This window comes from Leptothoe sp. LEGE 181152 (assembly GCF_032906605.1).
Lineage (GTDB): Bacteria > Cyanobacteriota > Cyanobacteriia > Phormidesmidales > Phormidesmidaceae > Leptothoe > Leptothoe turfae.
On record NZ_JASATU010000044.1, the window covers coordinates 22976 to 46097 of the forward strand.

At 47.6% G+C, this 23122-nt stretch carries 22 protein-coding genes; 14 read left to right on the forward strand and 8 right to left on the reverse strand.

What is annotated here, in order from left to right:
* Positions 1 to 202: 202 nt before the first annotated feature.
* Positions 203 to 334 carry a photosystem II reaction center protein PsbN gene (gene psbN / locus QGP82_RS21835; RefSeq protein ID WP_006516770.1) on the reverse strand — a complete coding sequence of 44 codons (132 nt, stop codon included), beginning with the start codon at positions 332 to 334 and terminating at the stop codon, positions 203 to 205.
* A gap of 76 nt (positions 335 to 410) precedes the next feature.
* Here psbN and psbH point away from each other — a divergent pair, with 76 nt between their 5' ends.
* The 6 genes from psbH to QGP82_RS21865 all read left to right on the forward strand — a co-directional run bounded on the left by psbH (position 411) and on the right by QGP82_RS21865 (position 4508).
* Positions 411 to 614: a photosystem II reaction center phosphoprotein PsbH gene (gene psbH / locus QGP82_RS21840; RefSeq protein WP_006516771.1), complete on the forward strand. Its 204-nt coding sequence runs from the start codon at positions 411 to 413 to the stop codon at positions 612 to 614.
* Between the two features lie 215 nt (positions 615 to 829).
* The gene (locus tag QGP82_RS21845; protein ID WP_163668185.1) at positions 830 to 1147 is read left to right on the forward strand and encodes a TatA/E family twin arginine-targeting protein translocase; all 318 of its coding nucleotides are present in this window, start codon (positions 830 to 832) and stop codon (positions 1145 to 1147) included.
* 115 nt (positions 1148 to 1262) lie between these two features.
* On the forward strand, positions 1263 to 1892 hold the full coding sequence (pth, locus tag QGP82_RS21850) for an aminoacyl-tRNA hydrolase (protein WP_499061007.1): 630 nt from the start codon (positions 1263 to 1265) through the stop codon (positions 1890 to 1892).
* Positions 1893 to 1959: 67 nt separating this feature from the next.
* On the forward strand, positions 1960 to 2616 hold the full coding sequence (locus tag QGP82_RS21855; RefSeq protein WP_163668181.1) for an AAA family ATPase: 657 nt from the start codon (positions 1960 to 1962) through the stop codon (positions 2614 to 2616).
* Complete coding sequence (locus QGP82_RS21860; RefSeq protein WP_163668179.1) at positions 2613 to 3278, forward strand: hypothetical protein; 666 nt, start codon at positions 2613 to 2615, stop codon at positions 3276 to 3278. The genes QGP82_RS21855 and QGP82_RS21860 overlap by 4 nt, the downstream gene beginning before the upstream one ends.
* A gap of 117 nt (positions 3279 to 3395) precedes the next feature.
* The gene (locus QGP82_RS21865) at positions 3396 to 4508 is read left to right on the forward strand and encodes an S-(hydroxymethyl)glutathione dehydrogenase/class III alcohol dehydrogenase (protein ID WP_163668177.1); all 1113 of its coding nucleotides are present in this window, start codon (positions 3396 to 3398) and stop codon (positions 4506 to 4508) included.
* 2 nt (positions 4509 to 4510) lie between these two features.
* On the opposite strand, the gene QGP82_RS21870 is transcribed toward QGP82_RS21865, so the two are convergent.
* The 5 genes from QGP82_RS21870 to QGP82_RS21890 all read right to left on the reverse strand — a co-directional run bounded on the left by QGP82_RS21870 (position 4511) and on the right by QGP82_RS21890 (position 14050).
* A complete protein-coding gene (locus tag QGP82_RS21870) occupies positions 4511 to 5389 on the reverse strand; it encodes a hypothetical protein (protein ID WP_163668174.1) in 879 nt (292 codons plus the stop codon).
* 230 nt (positions 5390 to 5619) lie between these two features.
* Entirely contained in the window at positions 5620 to 6465 is an 846-nt protein-coding gene (gene ypfJ, locus QGP82_RS21875; protein WP_163668171.1) for a KPN_02809 family neutral zinc metallopeptidase, read from the reverse strand.
* 137 nt (positions 6466 to 6602) lie between these two features.
* Positions 6603 to 7364 carry a lipase family protein gene (locus tag QGP82_RS21880; RefSeq protein WP_163668169.1) on the reverse strand — a complete coding sequence of 254 codons (762 nt, stop codon included), beginning with the start codon at positions 7362 to 7364 and terminating at the stop codon, positions 6603 to 6605.
* Positions 7365 to 7565: 201 nt separating this feature from the next.
* On the reverse strand, positions 7566 to 11114 hold the full coding sequence (locus QGP82_RS21885) for a DNA polymerase III subunit alpha (RefSeq protein ID WP_499061009.1): 3549 nt from the start codon (positions 11112 to 11114) through the stop codon (positions 7566 to 7568).
* 257 nt (positions 11115 to 11371) lie between these two features.
* On the reverse strand, positions 11372 to 14050 hold the full coding sequence (locus QGP82_RS21890; RefSeq protein ID WP_499061013.1) for an MGH1-like glycoside hydrolase domain-containing protein: 2679 nt from the start codon (positions 14048 to 14050) through the stop codon (positions 11372 to 11374).
* Between the two features lie 203 nt (positions 14051 to 14253).
* On the opposite strand from QGP82_RS21890, the gene QGP82_RS21895 reads away from it, so the two are divergent.
* Entirely contained in the window at positions 14254 to 14406 is a 153-nt protein-coding gene (locus QGP82_RS21895; RefSeq protein WP_163668165.1) for a hypothetical protein, read from the forward strand.
* Positions 14407 to 14495: 89 nt separating this feature from the next.
* Here the strand turns inward: QGP82_RS21895 and aat are convergent, their stop codons facing one another.
* A complete protein-coding gene (gene aat / locus QGP82_RS21900; protein ID WP_499061010.1) occupies positions 14496 to 15140 on the reverse strand; it encodes a leucyl/phenylalanyl-tRNA--protein transferase in 645 nt (214 codons plus the stop codon).
* Between the two features lie 124 nt (positions 15141 to 15264).
* Here aat and QGP82_RS21905 point away from each other — a divergent pair, with 124 nt between their 5' ends.
* The 5 genes from QGP82_RS21905 to QGP82_RS21925 all read left to right on the forward strand — a co-directional run bounded on the left by QGP82_RS21905 (position 15265) and on the right by QGP82_RS21925 (position 20179).
* On the forward strand, positions 15265 to 15594 hold the full coding sequence (locus QGP82_RS21905; RefSeq protein WP_163668161.1) for a DUF8822 family protein: 330 nt from the start codon (positions 15265 to 15267) through the stop codon (positions 15592 to 15594).
* Positions 15595 to 15597: 3 nt separating this feature from the next.
* Entirely contained in the window at positions 15598 to 16479 is an 882-nt protein-coding gene (locus tag QGP82_RS21910) for an EamA family transporter (RefSeq protein WP_163702835.1), read from the forward strand.
* Between the two features lie 107 nt (positions 16480 to 16586).
* On the forward strand, positions 16587 to 16703 hold the full coding sequence (locus tag QGP82_RS21915; RefSeq protein ID WP_006516789.1) for a photosystem II reaction center protein I: 117 nt from the start codon (positions 16587 to 16589) through the stop codon (positions 16701 to 16703).
* Positions 16704 to 16877: 174 nt separating this feature from the next.
* Positions 16878 to 19292, forward strand: a complete 2415-nt coding sequence (locus tag QGP82_RS21920) for a DUF3769 domain-containing protein (protein ID WP_499061011.1) — start codon at positions 16878 to 16880, stop codon at positions 19290 to 19292.
* Positions 19293 to 19495: 203 nt separating this feature from the next.
* Entirely contained in the window at positions 19496 to 20179 is a 684-nt protein-coding gene (locus QGP82_RS21925) for a hypothetical protein (RefSeq protein ID WP_163668155.1), read from the forward strand.
* On the opposite strand, the gene QGP82_RS21930 is transcribed toward QGP82_RS21925, so the two are convergent.
* Entirely contained in the window at positions 20169 to 20702 is a 534-nt protein-coding gene (locus tag QGP82_RS21930) for a phycobiliprotein lyase (RefSeq protein ID WP_163668153.1), read from the reverse strand. The two genes, QGP82_RS21925 and QGP82_RS21930, sit on opposite strands and share 11 nt — an antisense overlap.
* 176 nt (positions 20703 to 20878) lie before the next feature.
* Here QGP82_RS21930 and hemE point away from each other — a divergent pair, with 176 nt between their 5' ends.
* Positions 20879 to 21943 carry a uroporphyrinogen decarboxylase gene (gene hemE, locus QGP82_RS21935; protein ID WP_006516793.1) on the forward strand — a complete coding sequence of 355 codons (1065 nt, stop codon included), beginning with the start codon at positions 20879 to 20881 and terminating at the stop codon, positions 21941 to 21943.
* A 147-nt stretch (positions 21944 to 22090) separates the two neighbouring features.
* On the forward strand, positions 22091 to 23089 hold the full coding sequence (locus QGP82_RS21940; RefSeq protein ID WP_163668151.1) for an NAD-dependent epimerase/dehydratase family protein: 999 nt from the start codon (positions 22091 to 22093) through the stop codon (positions 23087 to 23089).
* Positions 23090 to 23122 lie beyond the last annotated feature (33 nt).

Below are 23122 nucleotides of genomic sequence, written 5' to 3' on the forward strand. Positions count from 1 at the left end.
AAAACAGGCGCACTCACCCAGAGCAACTAATTCTATCACCACAAAGCCAGCATCGCACTGACAAAGTGTCAACAAGCTCTGCTAACACTCAAAATAACCTTAGCTAACCTTGCTTGTGAAGAATTGAATTCATAGAGCTATGTTGTGTCAGTGTGAAAACTTCGAGTTCACAGACGACAACTCCCAGCCAAAAACACGCTGACTAATCTTCATGATCGTCAAATGGATCAGCAAGCTGCTTAGACGGTGGTCCAAATGCTGTGTATATGGCAAGTCCCGTAAAGGCGATGACGATAGCGCCAACTGAAATAATAAGAACTGTTGCAGAATCCATAGGATCTTTTAAGACGTAGAGGATGTAAAATCTATGATATTACAGAATATAAAGTGACCTTAAGGTACTTATGCCCATGGCACAGCAAACTCGGTTGGGAAACCTACTCAAACCTTTGAACTCTGAATACGGTAAAGTTACCCCCGGCTGGGGTACTACTCCTTTAATGGGAGTATTTATGGCGCTTTTCCTTGTCTTCTTATTGATCATTCTGCAGCTTTACAACAGTTCAATTCAAATTCAGGGAGTTGATGTTGATTGGCGTGGTTTGAGCTTCTAAATCAGTTTCATCAGTGCGCTTTCTTTCATAAAAATTTTGGGGAAGCGCATAAAAGCGCATAAAAACTGTTTGAGGGGGGTGGGTTTCTTAACCTGTCCCCTTTGCTAGTAGTGTGTCAGTAGTTCATCGATCAGCGCCATGACTATCAGGTTAGCGGTGATTTTAGGTGATGTAATAGTCTGGAGCAGTCAACATCAGCGAGAGGTTTATCAGCAATGAATATTTTTGGCATTGGTTTGCCAGAGATGGCTCTGATTATGATGGTGGCCCTATTAGTTTTCGGCCCCAAAAAGCTTCCTGAGATTGGTCGTAGCCTTGGAAAAGCCCTTAAAGGGTTTCAAGATGCTTCCAAAGAATTTGAAGACGAGTTCAAAAAAGAAGCTGCCCGCATAGAAAAAACAGTAGCTGAACCGATGAAAGCAACTTTAGAAAAATCAGAACCTAAGGCATTAAAGCCAGAGCCTGAATCTTCCGACGAAAATCAGGTCAATGATGCTACTGCGAGCAACATCACCACCGATGGGCCAGCTTAGTTGTATTTGTTCTGGGTGCAGGGTAATAGTCAAAAATAATTATTTCACCTAGTCCATGTCTTGCCTTCAGCCTACTAACGCGAAGCGTAAGTAACCGAAAGTTTTAAGTAATAGGATGGTAACGACAAACGCCGCAGCTCCACCAACACCGAAACTATTAGTGGGGCTAGGTAACCCAGGGCAAAAATATGACCGCACTCGCCATAATATTGGCTTTGAAGTGATAGATAGCCTGGCTAAGAGTTGGTCCATAAAGCTTACCGAAAACAAACGCTTCCAGGGACACTTTGGAGAAACTCGTTCCAGCTCTGGCGAACGATTGATTTTACTCAAACCCACCACATACATGAACCGTTCTGGACAATCGGTACGGGCTGTTTTTGATTGGTACAAACTACTGCCAAGTGAAGTGCTGGTGATTTACGACGATATGGATTTGCCCATTGGCAGATTACGCTTACGCCTTTCGGGCTCGGCAGGCGGTCATAATGGCATGAAATCAATTATTTCCCACCTAGGCACTCAGGATTTTCCTAGACTTCGATTGGGTATTAGTCGGACCAACACTTCAGACAAACAAGCTAATAGAGCCGTCGTTAGTCATGTACTAGGTAAATTTGCTCCGGATGAACGTAAGGTTATCGATGCAGCTATTACTCTTGCTAATGACGCAGTAGAGTTTAGTTTACGCAAAGGGATTGAGCGTGCCATGAGTCTTTACAATGGGCGAGAAGCTGCCGTGTAGCACGATTAAACACACATCTGTTCTGATCATGAACATTAGGTATTAAGGTCCTGTAGCTGTAGTAGCCGTGACCAAGGTAAAAAATAAGCAAGTAACCCCAAAGGTATTAGCTGTTTTAAATGGTAAGGGTGGAGTAGGTAAAACAACTACTGCTGTTAATCTAGCTGCGATTTTTGCAGAAGATCGGCGAGTTTTGCTGATCGATAGTGACCTCCAGCGTTCTGCTACCTGGTGGCTAGAGCGAGTACACCAAGTATTTGACTTCTCCCACGCACCTGATGTCAAGATGCTGGAAAAGCTGAAGTCCCTTGATGAATATGAACTGATTGTAGTTGATACTCCTCCAGCGCTACACTCTAAATCCTTAGGTGCTGTGTTAACGGTGGCAGACTATTTACTACTGCCTACACCACCAGCACCGATGGATGTGACAGCCTTAATTACAACTGTCAAAACTATTGTTCAACCATCTGGGGTCTTTCATCGGGTATTGCTGACAAAGGTTGATTCCCGTAGTTTAAAAGAAGCGCAAGAGGCTCAAGCCATGCTGGAGAAGTTGGATATTTCGGCTTTTCAAACATACATACGGACGTACAAAGCCCATGAGCGGGCTGCCATGGAAGGTTGCGCTATTAGTCAATGGAAGGGGCCTAATGCTCAAGAAGCTCAGGCCGACTATTACCGAGTTGCTGCTGAAGTCCTAAGAGACTGGAAAAGATTATGACTAAAAAACGCATTGCCGACCTACTAAAAGAAGAAGTCGAGAAATCCAACGATGCTGAACAAACTCCAGCACCCACTCCCACTCAGGATAGTCAGTCCTCTAAAGCAGGTAACGGAGGAACTGCCGAAACGGCCTCTGGTGCAAGTCGGACTAGAAAACGGACCAATAAAACATCAACAGCTTCAAAACAGACGACTGCGAAAAAGGCCACGACCAAACAGACCACGACCGAAGCCACCAACACAGCTGATCTGAAAAAGCAAATCGCCGACTTAAAAACTTCTCTCAAACAAGCTCAGGAACAAATCTCTGGGCTACAAGACGATATCAAGACTCACCAAACTCGTATATTCGAACTTAAGGATGAGTTAGAAACCTCACAAAAAGTTGCAGCAGATAAATCGGAAGAACTAACAAAAGTTACTGAAGAGCTGGAAACGGCCAAAGAAACAATCCGAAAAATTACGGCTCAACAAGAGGAAGCGGCTCAACAAGAGGATACTCCGACGAAAATCATTCACGGTGCCGATTTAGCGGTCAACCGTCATACTTTGAGTTTGAGAAATCGCCCCAGTAGTTACAAAGCAATTCCAGAATATGCCATCCAGCGTGGCGAACATAATAGTATGCTCTCCGACGATGACATTGGTTGGGTTGATTAGGGCTATTAAAATCCACTGAATAAATTCTCGTGGCGTTTCTTTACAGTTGAATAACAGGTTGATAAATCGTCAATCACGTCCCCTACTCTGAGGAGGAATTGTGCAGAGGTATGGTTTATGGACGTGAGAGCAGCTGTTGCTCATCAGGCTGGACAACCCCTAACGATAGAAACACTAACCTTAGATGGCCCTAGGTCAGGTGAGGTGCTGGTTGAGATTAAGGCTACTGGTGTTTGTCATACCGATGCCTATACTCTTTCAGGCAAAGATCCTGAAGGTTTATTCCCAGCTATTTTGGGGCATGAAGGTGCTGGCGTGGTTGTGGAAGTGGGAGAGGGTGTAAAAAGCCTGAAACCTGGCGATCATGTCATCCCTTTATATGTCCCCGAGTGTCGTACCTGTGAGTACTGTTTAAGCGGCAAAACCAACCTTTGTCAGGCCATCCGTAGCACTCAAGGTCGTGGATTAATGCCCGATGGCACTAGTCGCTTTCATTTGAGCAAGGAGCCTATTTATCACTACATGGGTACCTCAACCTTTGCTAACTACACGGTTGTCCCTGAAATTGCCCTGGCTAAAATTCGAGAAGATGCACCCTTCGATAAGGTGTGTTATGTCGGTTGTGGGGTGACTACAGGCATCGGTGCTGTGATTAATACAGCTAAGGTGGAGCCTGGATCAAATGTGATTGTCTTTGGATTAGGAGGGATTGGGTTAAATGTAATCCAAGGCTGTCGCTTGGTTGGGGCAGACATGATTATAGGGGTAGATCTTAACCCTGGGAAAAAGGCTCTAGCAGAAAAGTTTGGCATGACCCACTTTGTGAACCCCAAGGAAGTTGAGGGGGATCTGGTGCCCTACTTAGTGGACTTGACCAAAGGTGGGGCCGACTACACCTTTGAGTGTATTGGCAATGTTAATGTGATGCGTCAGGCATTGGAGTGCTGCCATAAAGGCTGGGGTGAAAGCATCATCATCGGTGTCGCTGCATCAGGGCAAGAAATTTCGACGCGTCCATTTCAACTGGTTACAGGTCGAGTTTGGAAAGGTACAGCTTTTGGGGGGGCAAAAGGTCGCACCGATGTTCCTAAAATTGTGGACTGGTATATGAATGGCAAGATCAATATTGATGATCTGATCACCCACACTTTTCCATTAGAGAAGATCAATGACGCCTTTGATGTGATGCATGAAGGCACATCAATTCGTAGTGTTGTGACGTTTGACTAGCATTATTGCAAGCGTCCTTGAAGGAGCTTTCGAGCCCCTATAAAGCCCATCATCGTTAAACCAATGGTGACTGAGGGTTCAGGGAGCTGGGGTGGTTCCTCAGATGAGAGATCGTCCCATTGTAGCCCTGAGATCGCACCACTCACGTCGCTGTAGCGAAACTGGACTCGCTGCAATTCAGTTTCTTCGAAATCAAACTGGAACATAGAGTTGTCGTCACGCTTATTGCCCACCTGAGTGATGGTGACGTCAACATACTCATCTAAACCATTTTTGTAGGCATGGGTGAGGGATTTGCCTTGACTTTTGGAGTGGTCTGGATCGCTATAGGTATTGGCAAACCGCTTAATTAGATTGTCAACATTAATATTGAGAATCGTATTATTGTCAGCATCTTTACCAATCACACGAACCTGAGTTCCGGACTTCGTCCCAAAGTTATCGTCGATATCAAGGAGTGAAAACTGTTTAAATCCAACTGTTTGGTCAAAATCAAACCAGATGTGGCCACCTTTAGCTTCATCATCAGGTGTATGTAAGTTATAACTACCGTTGTTGTATTCCTGAATGATCAAGGCATTGCCTTGATTTGAAGTACCCCAGGTCGCGCCAGTGCGTAGATCGTTATCGGCACCTGATTGACTTGTGTCATAGAGCAACAGAGGGGCGTTGTTATGGCCGGTTTTATAGTTTTTGCCAGTGATGCTTAGCCCCCAGTCGGCCCATTGATTATGAACTTGAGTACCGCCACTTAGGGCATTACCGGACGCATCGGCCTCAAAGTCGAGGACTCGTACCTCTGCCTGAGCAGGCAAAATTGTAGAAGCAATGGATAGCACAACAGTGGTTGCGATCGCAGCTAAAGATTTGACATTAGCCATTACAGATAAAGGTATCAAATACTACGTTCACATTAATAACTTCACGGAGATTTGAGTCACCTCAGTAATGCTGAGATCTTTTTTAGAGCTTTAAATTTAGATAACACCTACGGGTTTATACGTAGCCCCATTCAAGCAAAAAACCAAAAATAGCAAACATAGGTTCCGTATATATACGGAACCTATGTTAAGTCCAGGTTGATTTTGGTAAGTTTAGCGGGAGAGCGTTATCAAATTTGATTGGTCACAAACGTGTTGCACTGCTCGATATCCCCCGTTGCCAAACCTTGCTTAAACCAGCGTACACGTTGGGCAGAGCTACCGTGGGTAAAGGACTCAGGCACTACAAAGCCTTGGGACTGCTGCTGCAAACGATCGTCTCCAATTTGACTAGCCGCATTCAGCGCTTCTTCAATATCACCGCTCTCTAAAATATCGCGGGCTCGATCAGCACGGTTGGCCCATACCCCCGCGAAGCAATCGGCCTGAAGCTCTAAACGGACTGATAGTTGGTTAGCTTCAGCTTTATTGGCACGGCTTTGCAGTTGTCGTACCTGCCTAGAAATGCCCAGAACATTCTGCACATGATGCCCAACTTCATGGGCTATCACATAAGCCTGGGCAAAATCACCAGGGGCCTGGTGACGGCTCTTCAAATCGTTGTAAAAGCTTAGATCGATGTAGACCTGCTGATCAGCCGGACAGTAAAATGGCCCCATAGCTGCTTGACCTAAACCACAGGCAGACTGAGTAGATCCAGAATAGAGAACCAACGTAGGCTCCGGATAATCTTGACCAATCTGTTCTTGGAAAATTTGATTCCACGTATCTTCAGTATCAGCTAGGACCACGGATGTGAAATCCGCTAACTGATCTTCAGCGAGAGAGGTTGAAGATTGTTGCGTTGGAGCTTGGGTTTGAGCAACTTGATCTAAAACAGGGCCTGGATCGCCAGTCACAAGGGTCACGACGGCAGCCAACACCAGAGCCCCTAAACCACCACCACCGACAACCAGAGAACTTGTAGCACCACGACGATCATCGATATTGCTACTGCGCCGCCCCGTCTTTTTCATGGCTGCCCCTTAGATAAGTTGTCAAAGATTTGATATTCAGAACTTAAAGCACACAATTGGTACTTATACGGAATATAGCATCGCTATTTGCACCGACCAATCAAACCAAGGGATCTCTTAGCATTCAGCTAAAGTAGCTATTTTTCTTGATCTGCTCGTTTTTCAAGTGCAGCTATATAACGGTCGATACGGTGATCTTGCAAACTGCCTGAGATAATGCGCCAGCTGAACATAACGTTGAATCTGATCCGTTCATCGACATGGCGATAGCGCTGCCAGCGGCGGGGTAACCCACTGACAACATCATTACCATTGACAAAACGCCAGGTATTGGGAACCCGGCGATTATAGGATTCAGCAAATGCTTTATTACCCACACGCGGAGCCCCAAAGGTATAGACTTCTACCGATATATCAGGGGAAAAGTTGTATTGCAAATCAACAGCACACAACTTAGCTAAAGCGCCTCCCAAACTATGGCCAGTTACCAACCAGCGAGTCATCTCACTTTGATGTACAACGGACTGGATTTCAGACCTGGCGGCAAGATAGGCCTTAGTAAATCCTGAGTGCATTTTCACTCCAGACTGGGAGGTGCCATAGACAGCAGGATAGTCCAGTTGTTTGTTATCTATGACGGCCCCCGTCACGGCAGACCAGCGGGCAAAATCCAAATTGGTAAGCCAGTCGCGATCGGCATCGCTACCACGGAAAATAACGTATCCGCATTGGGTCTCGGGATCTTCTAGTAAGGCAACCTGTGTATCAGTACGCTCGATATCAAACAACGTTGGCATCAGATTAGGGCGCATACTAAATCGGAGCCGTTCGTTGAAATCTCTGTAGACTTCATTCGATAGATGGGCGCATCGTAATGCGACTTTGTAATCTAGTTCCATAAATAAAGTCCTACCCCATAGCAAAACCCTCTTGGGTCAGTGTGCCGTATAGTCCAATTATCTATACGCGTCATTGATAAAAATTAAGCCTTCACTATTTATCGTGAAGGCTAAGGGGTTAACGTCTCCCCTCCAGTTGGAACTGACTTCAAGAAAAGGGGGCTAGATTCCAGGTCATCTTACTAAAACAGTATTGATCTGCTACGCACTTACCAAGGGAGCTGCTTTAGCCTTGAAGTCAGCCGCATTCAGGGCTAATACGGCTTCGTCTGGATCTTTGACACGGAACTGAGCTCCAAGACGCACCACCTGGCGATGTCCTTGGTGGGTGATCATAGCGACAACGGGAATTTTAGCTGCGCTTTTATCTTCCCCTTGCTGGTTTTGAATGACATTACGGAGGCGATTTTGCTGCACGATGTCTCCGGCAATCGATGGAGGCAGCTCAACCGTCACTAAGCGCACATCTTCAATGGGTTCAGCATCATCAACGATCATCTGCACCTGATCGTCACGTCGATCGACCTTACCCCAAATCATTAATCGCGCATCGGCCTTAATATGCATGCCAATGCGGGCATAGGTCCGCGGGAAAACGACAGCTTCAGCTTGACCACTTAAATCTTCGATCTGAAGAATTGCCATACTGTCACCTTTTTTAGTGGTGATGGGCTTCATGGCACTAATCATTACGATGGCGCTAAGGGTCAGCTTTTCGGGCTGTTCACCCAGCTCGGCTAAGCTGATGGGAGCCAAAATACGAGCTGGGCGCTGCACTGACTTGAGCGGATGATCGGAAATATAAAAGCCGAGCAGCTCTTTTTCTAAGCGCAGGCGTTCTTGGGGATCGTAATCCTCCATGGGAGGAGCTTTGGGGGCGGCTTCGTAGGCACCGGCATGATTGGTCTTTTCATTGGGTGTTGCGGCTGTCTCGCCTCCACCTAACATCATGTCAAAGATATTGCCCTGGCCAATTTCGCGATCTTTGGCGCGGGACTGAGCCCAATCAACGACAAATTCTAAGTCAGCATTGAGCTGACGACGGTTGCTGTTGAGGCTATCTAATGCACCAGAGTGTACCAGGGCTTCTAAGGCACGGCGGTTGACGGCGCGGAGATCGATGCGATCGCACAATTCCGGTAATGACCTAAACGGTCCATCCTCTTCACGACTTTGAATCAGCGTCTCAATCGCACCCAAGCCAACATTTCGCACTGCCGACAGCCCAAACAAAATGCAGTTATTTTCCGGCGTAAAATCCACGCCAGAACGATTCACATCCGGCGGCAGCACCTCAATGCCCATGCTGACGCAATTAGCAATGTGCATCTGCACCTTATCCTGATCACCACTAATGGCCGTCAGCAATGCTGCCATATATTCGACCGGATAATTGGCCTTCAGGTATGCCGTCTGATAGGTGACATAGCCATAGGCCATGGAATGACTTTTATTAAAGCAATACTGGGCAAAGTTCACCATTTGGTCCCAAAGGTTTTCCACCGTCTTTTTAGGCACACCATTGGCCACCGACCCTTCAATGAACTTGCCCCGGTGCATATCCATTGCCGATTGCTTTTTCTTACCCATAGCTCGGCGCAGCAGATCTGCTTCCCCAAGGGAATAGCCCGCCATATCCTGGGCAATTTTCATGATCTGCTCCTGGAAGATCATGATGCCGTAGGTCTCTTCTAAAATCGGCTGGATCAGCTCATGGGGATAATCAATCTGCTCACGACCGTGTTTGCGGTTGATAAACTTCGGAATTAAGCCTGCATCGAGCGGACCCGGTCGATATAGAGCGAGGACTGAAGAGATATCATCCAACCCGTCAGGTTTAAGATCGCGCACAATCTGGCGCATGCCCGAGGACTCAAGCTGGAATACACCCCCTAACTCACCGCGACTCAATAGCTTGTAAGTTTCTGGGTCGTTGTAAGCGACCTTATCCATATCGAGGGTTTCACCACGGGTCTGCTCCACATAGTCCACCGCTTTTTGGATCATGGTGAGGTTGCGCAGACCCAAAAAGTCCATCTTTAGTAGACCAACTGCTTCTACATCTTCCATGTAGTACTGGGTGATGACGGCACCATCGTTATTACGCTGTAGCGGCACCAGTTCATCCAGCGGCTTAGCAGAAATCACCACACCCGCCGCATGCATACCAAAGGTTTTGTTAGTACCTTCAATGGTAATGGCCATATCAAGCCAGCGGCGATAGGTAACGGCTGTTCCCGGCACCAAGTCACCACTTTCGTACTTTTCCTGAAACGCTTTCTCGGGCGTTTTATCAGGGTCGATCATCACCTTGAGCTTGGTGGGTTTACCCCGAGCCACTGGGATCATCTTGGCCATTTTGTCGGACTCGCCGTAGGGAATATCCAACACACGGGCCACATCTTTAAGCACCGCCTTGGAGGTCATGCGGTTAAAGGTGATGATCTGAGCAACATGGTCCTTGCCATACTTCTCGGTGACATATTCAATCACCTTCTCCCGTTTTTCGATACAGAAGTCGGTGTCCACATCAGGCATGGACTTACGTTCAGGGTTTAAGAATCGCTCGAACAGTAGACCATGGTGAACCGGATCAATATTGGTAATGCCCATGCAATAGGCCACCAGGGAACCTGCCGCCGAACCTCGCCCTGGTCCCACAGGAATCTTGGTATCACGGGCGAACTTAATGTAGTCCCACACCACCAAGAAATAGGTAGCAAAACCCATTTGGTGCATCATCTGGATTTCGTATTCCAGGCGTGCTTGATACTCTGGCGGCGCTTCGTCGTATGAAGTAATGTTTAACCGTTCAAGCAAACCATCGCGGGAAACCTTGGCCATATAGGTTTCGCCAGTATGTCCCTCGGGCACTGGAAAGTTCGGAATCTGAGGATTACCGAGAATGTCATATTCTTCGATTTTTTCGGCGACTTCAACCGTATTGGCTACGGCTTCGTCGATGACATCCTGGGGTAGATGATCACGGAAAAGACGACGCATTTCATCAGCGGATTTTAGGTACTCGGTGCCGCTGTAGCGCAGTCGTTTGTCTTCGGTGACGAGCTTGCCGGTTTGGATGCAGAGCAGTGCGTCGTGGGCTTCGACATCGACACAGGAAATAAAGTGGGAATCATTAGTGGCAATAATTTTGATATCTAGCTCGCGGGCAATACGGATGATTTCCACATTTACAATGCGGTCTTCGGGTGAGCCGTGGTCTTGGATTTCTAGATAGTAGTCTTCGCCAAAAAGGTCCTTGTACCACTTGGCAACGCGGTAGGCGACATCCAGGCGATTTTGCATAATGGCCTGGGGAACTTCACCACCGAGGCAGGCACTGGTGACGATCAGACCTTCGTGATATTGCTCCAGCAGGTCTTTATTGATGCAAGGGCGGGAAAAGATACCGCGACCTTGGACACCGTCCAGGTGGGACTTGGTGGTGAGTTTCACCAGGTTTTTATAGCCCTGGGTGTTTTTGGCAAGGATGACCTGGTGGTAGCGGGGGCGCTTTTCTTGCTTAGTGATGTCGCCATTAATCAGGTACATCTCATTGCCGATGATGGGCTTAATACCTGCTTTTTTACAGGTTTTTAGCAGTTCGATAGCCCCGTACATGACACCGTGATCGGTGAGGGCAATGGCGGGCATCCCCATTTCGACAGCTTTGGCCGCCAGTGGTTCTAGCTGGCTGGCTCCGTCGAGCAAGCTGTAATCACTGTGGATGTGCAGACCGACAAAGGACATAGCGCTCGCCTGTATTTAGTACAATTATACTATATAGACCTTGTGGCTTGAAGCGTTTGGGTTAGCCACTAGCTATAGAGTCTGGATTCTAAGATTAGCCGATTTATAGCGCTACATCTAGTTAATTTAACAAAGGATTTCTAGGTGATGATTGCCCCTACAGCGTTATCTATTTTGAATTAGGTTACTGAATTTGGATTTGGATAGATTTTGGATAGATTAAGGAAAAAGTTCTTGAACCATAAGTAACAGGATGCCTATTGACCATATTTGCTTTGCTGCTGAATCAACTTAGCTACTAGGCCAGTCCAGCCCGTTTGATGGCTGGCACCGATACCGGCTCCATTATCGCCATGAAAATATTCATGGAAAAGAATATAGTTCTGCCAGTGGGGGTCTTGCTGAAACGGAGATGAGTCACTGCCGTAAACAGGGCGATTGCCTTGCTCATCTGGTAGGAAGATACATGTCAATCGTTGGGAAAGTTCTACTGCCACTTCCCACAAATTCATCCAATGACCTGACCCCGTAGGACATTCAATTTTGAAATCATCACCTAAGTAGTGGTGGAATTTTTGGAGAGACTCAATTAACAGATAGTTTACTGGGAACCAGATTGGGCCACGCCAGTTGGAATTACCACCAAACAACCCACTGCTGGATTCTGCTGGTTCGTAATTTACGCAAAACTCTTCACCATTGGCATTGAAACAATAGGGATTCTCAGCGTGATAGCGAGATAGGGCACGGATGCCATAGGGGCTGAGAAATTCGTTTTCATCTAGCAGCTTGTTTAGGATGCAGCGTAGCTTATCGGTGGGTTCCACCTCACCCAGGGTGGCGTAGCAAAGGGCCAGCATGCGGCGAGCACCCACACCTTCTGTTTCCATACAGGCCACATTCTTCTTCAGATCGGTACGATTTTCGATAAACCACTCTAGCCGTTCTTTAAAGCCAGGTACTTGCTCTAACAAATCAGGTTCTAGTGTCATCACAGCAAAAAGCGGAATTAGACCCACCATAGAGCGGACCTTGAGCCGCTGACGATCGCCGTTGGGAAACTGCAGCACATCGTAGAAAAAGCCATCTTCAGCATCCCATAACTGAGAGCGGTCCTGGCCGATGTGGTTCATGGCATCGGCAATGTAGAGAAAATGCTCGAAGAACTTAGTGGCCATGTCTTCATAGACTGGGTTTTCTTTGGCAAGCTCCAGGGCAATGGTGAGCATATTCAGACAGTACATAGCCATCCAGCTGGTGCCGTCGGACTGTTCGAGATGGCCTCCGGTAGGAAGAGCAGAGCTGCGGTCAAAAACGCCAATGTTATCTAGACCGAGAAAACCACCTTCAAAAACATTGCTGCCTTCGGCATCTTTGCGGTTTACCCACCAGGTGAAATTGAGCAGGAGTTTTTGGAAGACGCGTTCTAGGAAAGTGCGATCGCACTTTCCAGTCACCTTTTGCTCAATCTTATAAACCCGCCACGTCGCCCAGGCATGAACCGGCGGGTTCACATCCCCAAAGGCCCACTCATAGGCTGGAATCTGACCATTGGGGTGCATGTACCACTCCCGCGTCATGATATCTAACTGGTACTTGGCAAACTCCGGATCCACCATGGCAATGGGAATACAGTGGAACGCCAAATCCCAGGCCGCAAACCAGGGATATTCCCACTTGTCGGGCATCGAGATAATATCCTCAGCATTCAGGTGAGTCCACTGATTATTGCGCTGCCGATTTTCTGGCGGTGTCGGTGTTGTCGGATCGCCCTTGAGCCAACGGTTCACATCAAAACCAAAATATTGTTTACTCCATAACAGGCCAGCAAAAGCCTGACGCTGAACGGCTTTTTCCTCATCTTTCATCGGGAAAGGAGAGACTTTTCGATAGAAGTCATCCGCATCTTGTTGTCGAGTGGTCAGGGTAGTTACAAAAGACTCTCCAAAGGGATTTGAAAGTTGAGACTGATCGCTCAACCGTAAACAGATCACCTGACTCTCTCCAGGAGGAATCGTTAACGTGTAATGAGCCGCTGCCTTCGTTCCTGTCAGCCCAGGATTAACCGCCCCTGTCTCACCTTGAACCACATAGCGATGAAAGGCATCTTTAACGTAGGGAATTGGATTGGCAGATCCAAAAACTGCTTGGTAGTTGGTCTCATTTTCCGTAAAAAGAATAGGAGAATTCTGCACCAACCCCTTGCTTTGACAGTAGAGCCAACGAACCCCCAAGTCATTATGGAAAGCCTCCAGAGTACTGAAGCCTGATTGAGTATCTGCCAGTTTGAGACTTGGTTTTTCTGCGTTTTCTTCCCAGCTCCAGGTGTTGCGAAACCATAGGGTGGGCAACACTATTAATGTTGTGGCTTCTGGGCCTCGATTTGCAACAGTAATTTGAATGAGAATATCTTCGGGCGCTGCCTTAGCGTATTCGATAAAGACATCGAAGTAGCGATTTTCATCAAAGACGCCTGTGTCCAGGAGTTCATATTCTAGGGAGTTGCGATCGCGCCACTGATTTTCCTTCACCAGCTCACCGTAAGGATAGGCTGCCTGCGGATACTTATAGAGTGCCTTCATATAAGAATGTGTCGGCGTACTATCCAAATAGAAGTAATACTCCTTCACATCTTCACCATGGTTGCCCTGACTACCCGTCAGCCCAAATAATCGCTCTTTGAGAACTGGATCCTCCCCATTCCAAAGTGCCAGGGCAAAACAAAGGCTTTGTTTTGCATCAGAAATCCCCAGCAAACCATCCTCACCCCACCGATAAGTCCGCTTATGGGACTGGTCATGGGAGAAATAATCCCAAGCTTCCCCCGTTGCGCTATAGTCCTCGCGAACGGTGCCCCACTGACGTTCGCTGAGATAAGGTCCCCAGATTTTCCAGGTGTCTGGATTGGTGTGCAGGCGATCGTATTCGGCGGTCATGGCGGTTTTAGGGGCAATGGACAGCGGTAGCCGTTGCATCAGCAACTACCATAATGATGTCCCAATGCCAGAGGTCATTAGGTAGCGAATTTGCTGGATAGGGACGTCTTGTTGAGGGAGATAAATGAGTTCCTGACCAAACATCCCAAGAAATGTAAAGCAACATTGCTGCCGCTATAGATAAATCACTGGAGGGTCACTATATGATTACTTATGCGGATCTAGCGACTACTTATCGCGCCGTTCCTCCTAAAGATTCTCGGCCTCAGAAGCGATCAAGCCTGGTTGCCCATTGGACCAGAGTGAATGGCAAGTTAGTCTGCCAGTGGGTACCCATCCAATCTCAAGAAGAATAGTTATCAAACCGTAAGGGTATCCCTTGTGGATGACCATTGGATGCCTCATTCCCCCTGAGAACTCGGAAGAACTTACAACAGCATTTACCCTATTCGTACTTCCTGCGATTTAAGTATTGCGATCCCATGGAGATGGTTCGCTCATTCGCTGACGGCGGCAAAAATTGACAGGAACGCTGTATTGCCTGATAAAGGATGTCTTCGTAGATCTCACTTTCCACGACGTATGCCCCAAAACGGGCTAGATGGGGGTTCATCATTTGAGCATCGAAAAGTAGAAAGTTTTGCGATCGCAGCCACTCCACAAGCTTCACCATCGCCACCTTCGAACCGTCGGGAACCGTAAAAAACATCGACTCGCCGATAAAAGCTCCCCCTAGCACAATGCCCAAAATAGCGCCTGCCAGCTGATCCCCCTGCCAGGCTTCAAAGCTATGGGCATGGCCTGCCCGGTGCAGCATGCGATAAATTGCCTTCAATTCATCTGAGATCCAGGTAGTCTCACGATTAGCACAGCCTTCAACCACGCCATCAAAATCCCGATTAAACGCAATTTCAAACCGATTTTGATTGAGTACCCGACGTAGCGATTTTGGGTAACGAAATCGCTCATCCAATGGAATCAGTGCTCGTTTACGGCTGGAATACCAATTGAGCGTTTGGTAATCGCTATCTGCCATTAAAAAATAACCCTGGGCATAACACTGCAAAATATGGGGAATCGAGTAAGCCATAGCAGCTGTGACAGGGGGACTATCCCGTTACATTCTTCAAACCCTTCTCCTACCGTAGCCTAAAAAAACTTACCCTAAAAGAATCTAGAACCGAAAAAATACAGGTATCGCCGCAGCATCTGCTATGACTGAACCAATTCAATCCGTCACGTTACCATCTCCTCAAGATCCACAGCAAGAAGGCGAATGGCTCAGAGCATCGCTGCAAAACTGGTTAGATACAGAGTTTTTGCCAGAAGCGGTCAATCAGGACATTGCCCAACGTGCATCTCAGGTCTTCGTACGCCAGCGGATGGAAGGGGAAAATGAGCTGATTCCCTTGGTGATGGCCATTTTAACTGAATTGCAGTCCTTCGATTTTTCCAAAAGCTTCTACAGCGAGTTTTCTGTCGCCAATGCTGTCGGCGACTTATTGCTAGAAAGCCTGGGCATCGATCGTTGCTGCGGAGCTTAGGGGATGCTCTGGTTAGCCCTTGCCAGCGGCACCGCCCTTTGTGAAGCCCTCAAAGATGCCACGGGGAAACAGGCGCTGAAATCGTTAGATGAATATTCGGTTTTATTAGGCTTTACCAGCGCTGGAGCCTTATTGATGGCCATGTTGATGCTGGCAACCGAAGGTCCACCGACTCTGGGACCTGATTTTGGGTTAGCAATTCTGGTGGGGGGCAGCTTAAATATTTTGGCCTTCACTCTCTATACACGCGCCATTAAAATTGCGGACCTATCGCTGACGGTGCCATTGGTCACCTTAACGCCATTGTTTTTGCTGGTCACATCCCCCATCATCGTTGGCGAATGGCCCACTGGCTTAGACGTGATGGGTGTGCTGTTTCTCATTGTGGGTTCCTACATACTGAACCTGAAGCCTAGTGAGGGCTTGACGTTGGCCCCCTTACGGGCACTCATGACCAATCCAGGTAGCCGCATGATGATGGGTGTGGCGTTTTTATGGAGCATCACGTCCAATTTTGATAAGGTTGGCACCCTAAATTCATCCTCCCTTTTTTGGGGCATGTCGCTGTTTGGGACAATTGCGATGGGTATGATGCCCTTTGTTGTGCAGCGGGCCTGGCAAAAGGGGGCAGGTTTGGTGATTGGGGAATTGCGATCGCAAGCCCTATTCGTTGTGCTCGCAGGTGTCTTCAACGCTATCGGCGTTAGCCTCCAGTTCATCGCCCTCACCCTGGCCCCAGTAGCACAGGTAATCGCAGTCAAGCGCATGAGTGCCTTAATTTCAGTTGGCTTTGGCTACGCCCTATTTGGCGAAACAGGACTGAAAGAGCGCCTATTAGGAGCAGCCATTATGGTCAGTGGCGTTGCCATCATGGCAATGGACTAAACCATGGGTTCCATCTTTACGCAAACTCTGAGTATCAACACTCGATGAATTCAATGTTGCGATAGAATAGCTTTTATAAATTTAAGTGTCTGTGCTGGAGATCCCCGATGCTGACTCTAAAGATCGTTGTATATCTGACTGTTGCATTTTTTGTAGGTCTATTCGTCTTTGGCTTCCTCAATGGCGACCCCTCTCGGAATCCTGGCCGCCAAGATATGGAATAATTCCTGCTAAGCGCTAGTTTCGAAAGAGTTCCAATGAATTTTGATTAGGCTCCTTGGCTAGTCCAGCTAAGGAGTTTTTAATGCGAGTCAGTTTTCACCCTGAGGGACTGTTTCAACGCTTGTGTTCATGAGGGTTAGTATTACGCTAACCATTGGCCGTTTTTAACAATTTCCATGGCCCTAATCGATTTACCTCCTGAACCTTCCCAAAATCAGCTATCAGCAGTCTCAATCAGCACAGTTTCAACCAAAACTAAGCACAACAGCGGGGCTCAACACCTACTCACCCATCACTACCCCACGCCTGGGCAATCGACCGATGGCCTTCTAGAGCCTTCTTTTTCCCCTAGAAGCCTGATTCCTGTCGGACAACTGTCAGAGCCCAATGCGGATGATTTCTCTAAGCCCAATCTGGCCCAATTACCTTCCCTACCGCCTCAAACGGAAGTGGCACCAGCTGCAAGTGACGAAGCAGCTGGGGATACCGTCAATGAAGTAGTCGATTTAGAAGACACCGAAGCAATCGATTTAGAAGACGCCGAAGCAGTCGATTTAGAGAATCCCAATCCCAACGCTTTCGAGGAGCGAGAGATTGAGGGAGTAGCGGACGATAGCTTAGTCCCTCAGCCAGCAGCAGCGGAGGGCTCTGATGAGGGCTCTGATGAGGGCTCTGATGAGGGCAACGAGACTGAAACACCGGAATCAGCAGAACCTCCTTCTACCACAGCACCTACTGAAGCATTAGATCCCTCAAAATTAGAAATTACAGCCGACACCCAAATCTTTGACTCTGATAGGCAAGTGGTGATTGCCCGAGGCAACGTCGTGTTCAAGCTCAACGATGCCTTTTTATTAGCCGATGAGATGTGGATCAACTTAGTTAATCGCTATGTCCTGGCAGAAGGCAACGTAATTTTGACTCGTGGCGAGCAAGAAGTTCGAGGTGAACGAGCTGAATATAGCCTTCTGCAGGAAGCAGGCACCATTTTTGAAACACGGGGTGAACTTTTTTTACCAGAACTCGAAGACGACTTTGCAGCCCCAACGGAGAGACCTGTCACTAGCCGGACAGTATTCGACCCCCTCAACCCAGACGAGGATGTCACTGCCGTCCGAAGAGTCGGGGGGGTTGAGTTGAGTTCTCGGCTTCAAGGCAGTAACCCCGGATCCTTACCAGACGCAGAAGGCGGCATCAGACGCATCCGCTTTGAAGCCGCACGAGTCACCTTTGATGCTGAAGCTTGGGTAGCAGAGGAGGTGCGATTAACAAACGATCCTTTTTCTCCACCGGAGCTCGAATTTCGCACTGACCGACTGACGTTAGTGACACTCTCACCAACCGCCGATTTGCTCACGACAGAAAACCCTCGCTTGGTTTTTGATCAAGGGTTTTCCCTACCCCTATTAAAGTCCAGATATATTCTGAATCGTGGAGAACGCGAGCAGAATCAAATCAACCCTTTTTTGATCAGTATTGGTAGCGACTCTGAGGATCGTGGTGGCGTTTTTTTAGAAAGCGAAGTCCCTATTGTCGAGAATGAATCCACATCCTTTAGCATTACTCCCCAGTACTTTTTAGAACGCGCTACAAATCAAGGCCTGGCTAATTCAGATGTATTTGGTGTGGAAGCTGACTTTGACACGCGTCTAAGCCCAAGCTCCAACCTTTCTGCACGAGTCAGATTGACCAGCTTAGATTTAAGAGAAGCTGAAGATAACCTCCGCGGCAGTATTCGTAATCGCTACCTTATCGGCGATCATCTACTGTCCGCAGAATATAGCTATCGCGATCGCCTTTTTAATGGCAGTCTAGGCTTTCAAAATGTCCGCTCCAGTCTCGGTGCAGTCCTGCTGTCTCCACCCATTAATTTAGATAAGCGTGGCCTTATCCTGACCTACCAAGCTGGCGCACAGTTAGTCACCTCTAGAACCGATCGTATCGATCTTCTGGGTAGGCCACGGGGTGGCGAAGATCTGATCACATTAGGCCGGATGCAAGCCAGCGCACGCTTGCGCAAAGGATTTAACCTCTGGCGCGGCACCCCCCTGCCTGCTACCCCCACAGAAGGCTTACGTTACACCCCAGCCCCAGTGGTCCCTTTTCTAAACCTCAACGTTAACTTGCTGGGAGTGGCGTCTTACTATACGAGTGGCGACTTTCAAGAGGAACTCTCTGCAGATGTACGTTTAGACGGGCAGATTGGACATCTGTCTAAAAATTTTTTTGACTACACTCGCTTCAACCTGGGCTATTCCCAAGACATCCTTTCAAGCGATAACTCTCCTTTTTTGTTTGATCGAAATGTAGATCGACGCGTGGTTAGTTTTGGTGTGCTCCAGCAGATTTTTGGGCCTATTTTGCTAGGCTTTCAAACATCAATAAACATTAATACTGGGGAAACCGTTAACACCGACTTTATTTTCGAATACACTCGCCGCACCTACGGTTTGGTTTTTCGCTACAGCCCAACTAGAGAAACAGGTTCCATTGGATTCAGACTTAGTGATTTCAACTGGCTTGGCAGTGGCAGCCCCTTTGATGAGCCCAATATTCGCCAGGTAGATAGTGGTGTGGTAGAAGAACGTTAGGCCTTTACTTAATCAGCGTTCACCACATCGTAGGAATACGGGAATCAAACAAAGTTTAAGGACTGCATCAAGGACTGATGTCCAAGGGTAAAGTTAAGACTTATATGGGTTCAATAAACCTATAAATATTATTTCCCAAGCGTATTAGGAAATTGTTACTTCAACAATGAATCAAATAATACGTTGGGCTAGAGGTATTAACCATGATGGCATCTGATCTAGAGCGAGAAGCACAACAGGCCATTACTCTGCTCAAGTCCTTTAGCCTGGAGTTGGCTCAATATAGTCCTGAAAGCCAAGTCTTGTATTGGCTTAACCACTATCGTGCTAACTGGATTCGAGATGCCATTATCGAGGCAGTATATCAAGGGCGCTACAAAGTTATTTCGGTTCAGCATATCCTTAGCCTATGGCAACGGCGTGGACAGCCTATTCGTCACTTTACGTCTGGCTTTGGGCAAGTCATTGCTGACCATCTTGGGACTCCGCTACATTTGACCACAGCACCACAGCCTGAGATCACATGCCCCAGTCACACGATGAACGAGCTGGGTCAGCGCAAGACTATGTCCTCATCAGGGTTTACAGAAACCGTCTCAACCGCCAAAGGCATCCACAGTAGATCATCTGATGTGGACTACGGCCATTACCCTGGGTTATCCATCGAAGCATTTCCAGTGCAGCCCGAGGATACGCTGGTTGAAGTTTATCAAGCTGATCCATCGCATCAGCCTCATCAAACGATGGCATCCAAAGCAGAAGCTAGGCCCAAGGCATCTCCCCATAAGACTGAGGCGGCCTATTCAGACTATATTCCTATGGTTAGGTCAGCTCCGATCCAACCGTTTCGACCAACACTTCAACTTAAGCGTATTTCTAGGGTTTGATATCACCCAGACGAATTTCTGAACAAAATGAAGCCATCGTTTGCCCCTGGTCGCCACTGAGAACATTGGTGCGCATCCGTAATTTGTCAGTGATAAACCACCAACGCTCTTCAGCTCGCAAACCATCAGCTGCCGTAACAATCGTTAGAACTTCATTCTCAAACCGATACTGACTGACTTGAGATCGGGCTTTACCCTCAGGTTTGCTGATTAACTTACCGTTATCGTCATCGGTTGCGATCGCAGCCAACAACGTTACCAGGGTTCGCGTTTGGCCATCTACGGTACTCTTCTGGGCAATCCGTAACCCGCCTACGGCATCCGTGGCAGAACAGCTCGCTTCATTACAGAGCTGAATCACAGCATCCGTACCAACGTCCATGTAGGTAACTTCTAAATCTGATTTACCCGCCTTTGAGTTTCCTGCCTTCAGGTAGTGTGTAGTGCGCTGCGAAAACCACCGTCCTTCTTGCTTTTTAAAAAAGTTCACATTCTGCATGAATAGGTCTGACTGGAGTGACATACATAGCCACAATTCGTTATCTGCCTTTAAGTTTACGCTGTGACGGTCGTGTCAAATTCATCAGTTCACTGGCTAAACCCTAGGCAAGCCAAACATCTCCAGTCATTGAGGGCAATTCACGATGATAAGCTTACAAATGCGAATTAAAAACTCTTTTAGTCTGTGGTGAAATTTCAATGACCCAACCCGATCAAACGCCCTACCTTTTAAGAGCCGCCAAGGGCGAAATCTTGGATCGACCACCGGTCTGGATGATGCGTCAGGCAGGTCGGTACATGAAGATATATCGCGATTTACGAGAGAAGTATCCCTCTTTTCGTGAGCGTTCTGAGAACCCAGAACTTGCTATTGAGATTTCACTACAGCCCTGGCGAGCATTTCGTCCCGATGGCGTCATCATGTTTTCAGACATTTTGACCCCATTGCCAGGCATGGGCATCCCCTTCGATATCGTAGAGAGCAAAGGCCCCATCATTGAGCCTGCAATCCGCACTCAAGCTCAAATCGATGCCCTACGCCCGTTGAATCCTGAAGAGGATTTACCCTTTATTCGACAGATTTTGACTACCCTCAGACAAGAAGTCGGCAATGCGTCAACAGTGCTTGGGTTTGTTGGGTCTCCTTGGACGTTGGCGGCGTATGCAGTGGAAGGCAAGAGCTCTAAGAACTACTCCGTGATTAAAGGCATGGCCTTCTCTGAGCCCAAGATGCTGCATCAGCTGCTGAGCCACCTGGCAGATGGCATTGCCAAGTATGTGCGCTATCAAATTGACTGCGGTGCTCAGGTTGTCCAGCTATTCGACTCTTGGGCCGGTCAGCTAAGTCCTGAAGACTATCGTACTTTTGCCCTGCCTTATCAGCAGCAGGTCGTACGTCAGGTTAAAGAAACTCATCCTGATACCCCTCTTATCCTTTACATCAGCGGCAGTGCTGGCGTACTGGAACTTATGGGCGAGTCTGGTGTAGATATCATCAGCGTCGACTGGACAGTTGATATGGCCGATGCCCGTCGTCGTCTCGGTCCCAACATGAAGGTACAGGGTAATGTTGACCCCGGCGTTTTGTTTGGATCGAAGGATTTCATTCGCGATCGCATCCTCGATACCGTACGCAAAGCCGGTCGTGGTGGGCACATCTTGAATTTGGGCCATGGCATTCTTCCTGGCACTCCAGAAGAAAATGCAGCTCACTTCTTCGAAACCGCCAAGCAGCTTGAAGATTTGCTAGCAGTTCCTGCTTAAAACGCAAAGCCACCGCCACAGCTACAGCCCATAGCTGATTGATGGGCTGTAGCTGCAATCATGCACTCAACCAGGCGTAACACCAGCTGTTATAACTGCTACGCAAGGTAATACTATGGATACTTAAATATCGCGCCTGCTTAAACCGTGAGTCAACTGGCACAATCCCTTCAATCGTCACCGCAGAGAATTTTTATCACTGGTGCCAGTGGGTGTATAGGCCATTATGTCCTTGAGAACTTGCTTGAGCATAGTCATCATGAGCTTTTTCTACTATTGCGTCATCCAGATAAGCTCCAACTAGATATTTCTCAGCAGCCGAGGGTTCACATATTACAGGGCGATATTCGTGAAATTGATCAGTTTGCCAACCTACTTGGCACCATAGACACTGCAATCCTCATCGCCACATCCTGGGGAGGCGCACCTGCAATCTACGACATCAATGTCACAGCTAATTTGAAGTTGATGGAACTGTTAGATCCTGATCGGATTAAACAGGTGCTCTACTTTTCAACCGCGAGTATTTTAGACCGTCAAAATCAGCCCCTCAAAGAAGCCGGCAACGTCTCCTTTGACTATATTCGCAGTAAATATCAGTGTCATCAAAAGTTAAAAGACCTAGCCATATATCCCAAAATCACTACCCTATTTCCCACACTCGTTTTTGGGGGTGATACCAACAAACCTTACTCGCATATTTCCAGTGGACTAACCGAAGTCACTAAGTGGATCGATTTAATTCGCTTTTTTAGTGCTGAGGGTACGTTACATTTTATCCATGCTCAAGACGTTGCCACGATGGTTACCTATCTAATTGCCCATCCGCCTACGCAAGACGACTGTAGGGAGTTGGTATTAGGCAACTCTGCCCTTGCCGTGGATGAGGCTGTAACCGCAGTCAGCCATTATTTAGGTCGATCCATTTACTTCCGTATCCCTCTATCCCAGAGACTCATCGACTTTTTTATCAAACTATTTAAGGTGCGTCTGGAAGATTGGGACCACTTTTGTTTAAAGTATCGTCATTTTACTTATCAAAATCCTCTGACCCCTTCTAGTCTTGGCCTAGACAACTACTGCACAACTGTTGCCGATCTTTTTCAAGCAACGGGTATTGAATCAAAGCAAAGAAAAACACGCTAAACTGTGTAACGCAGTAAAGTCATGTAGCAGTAA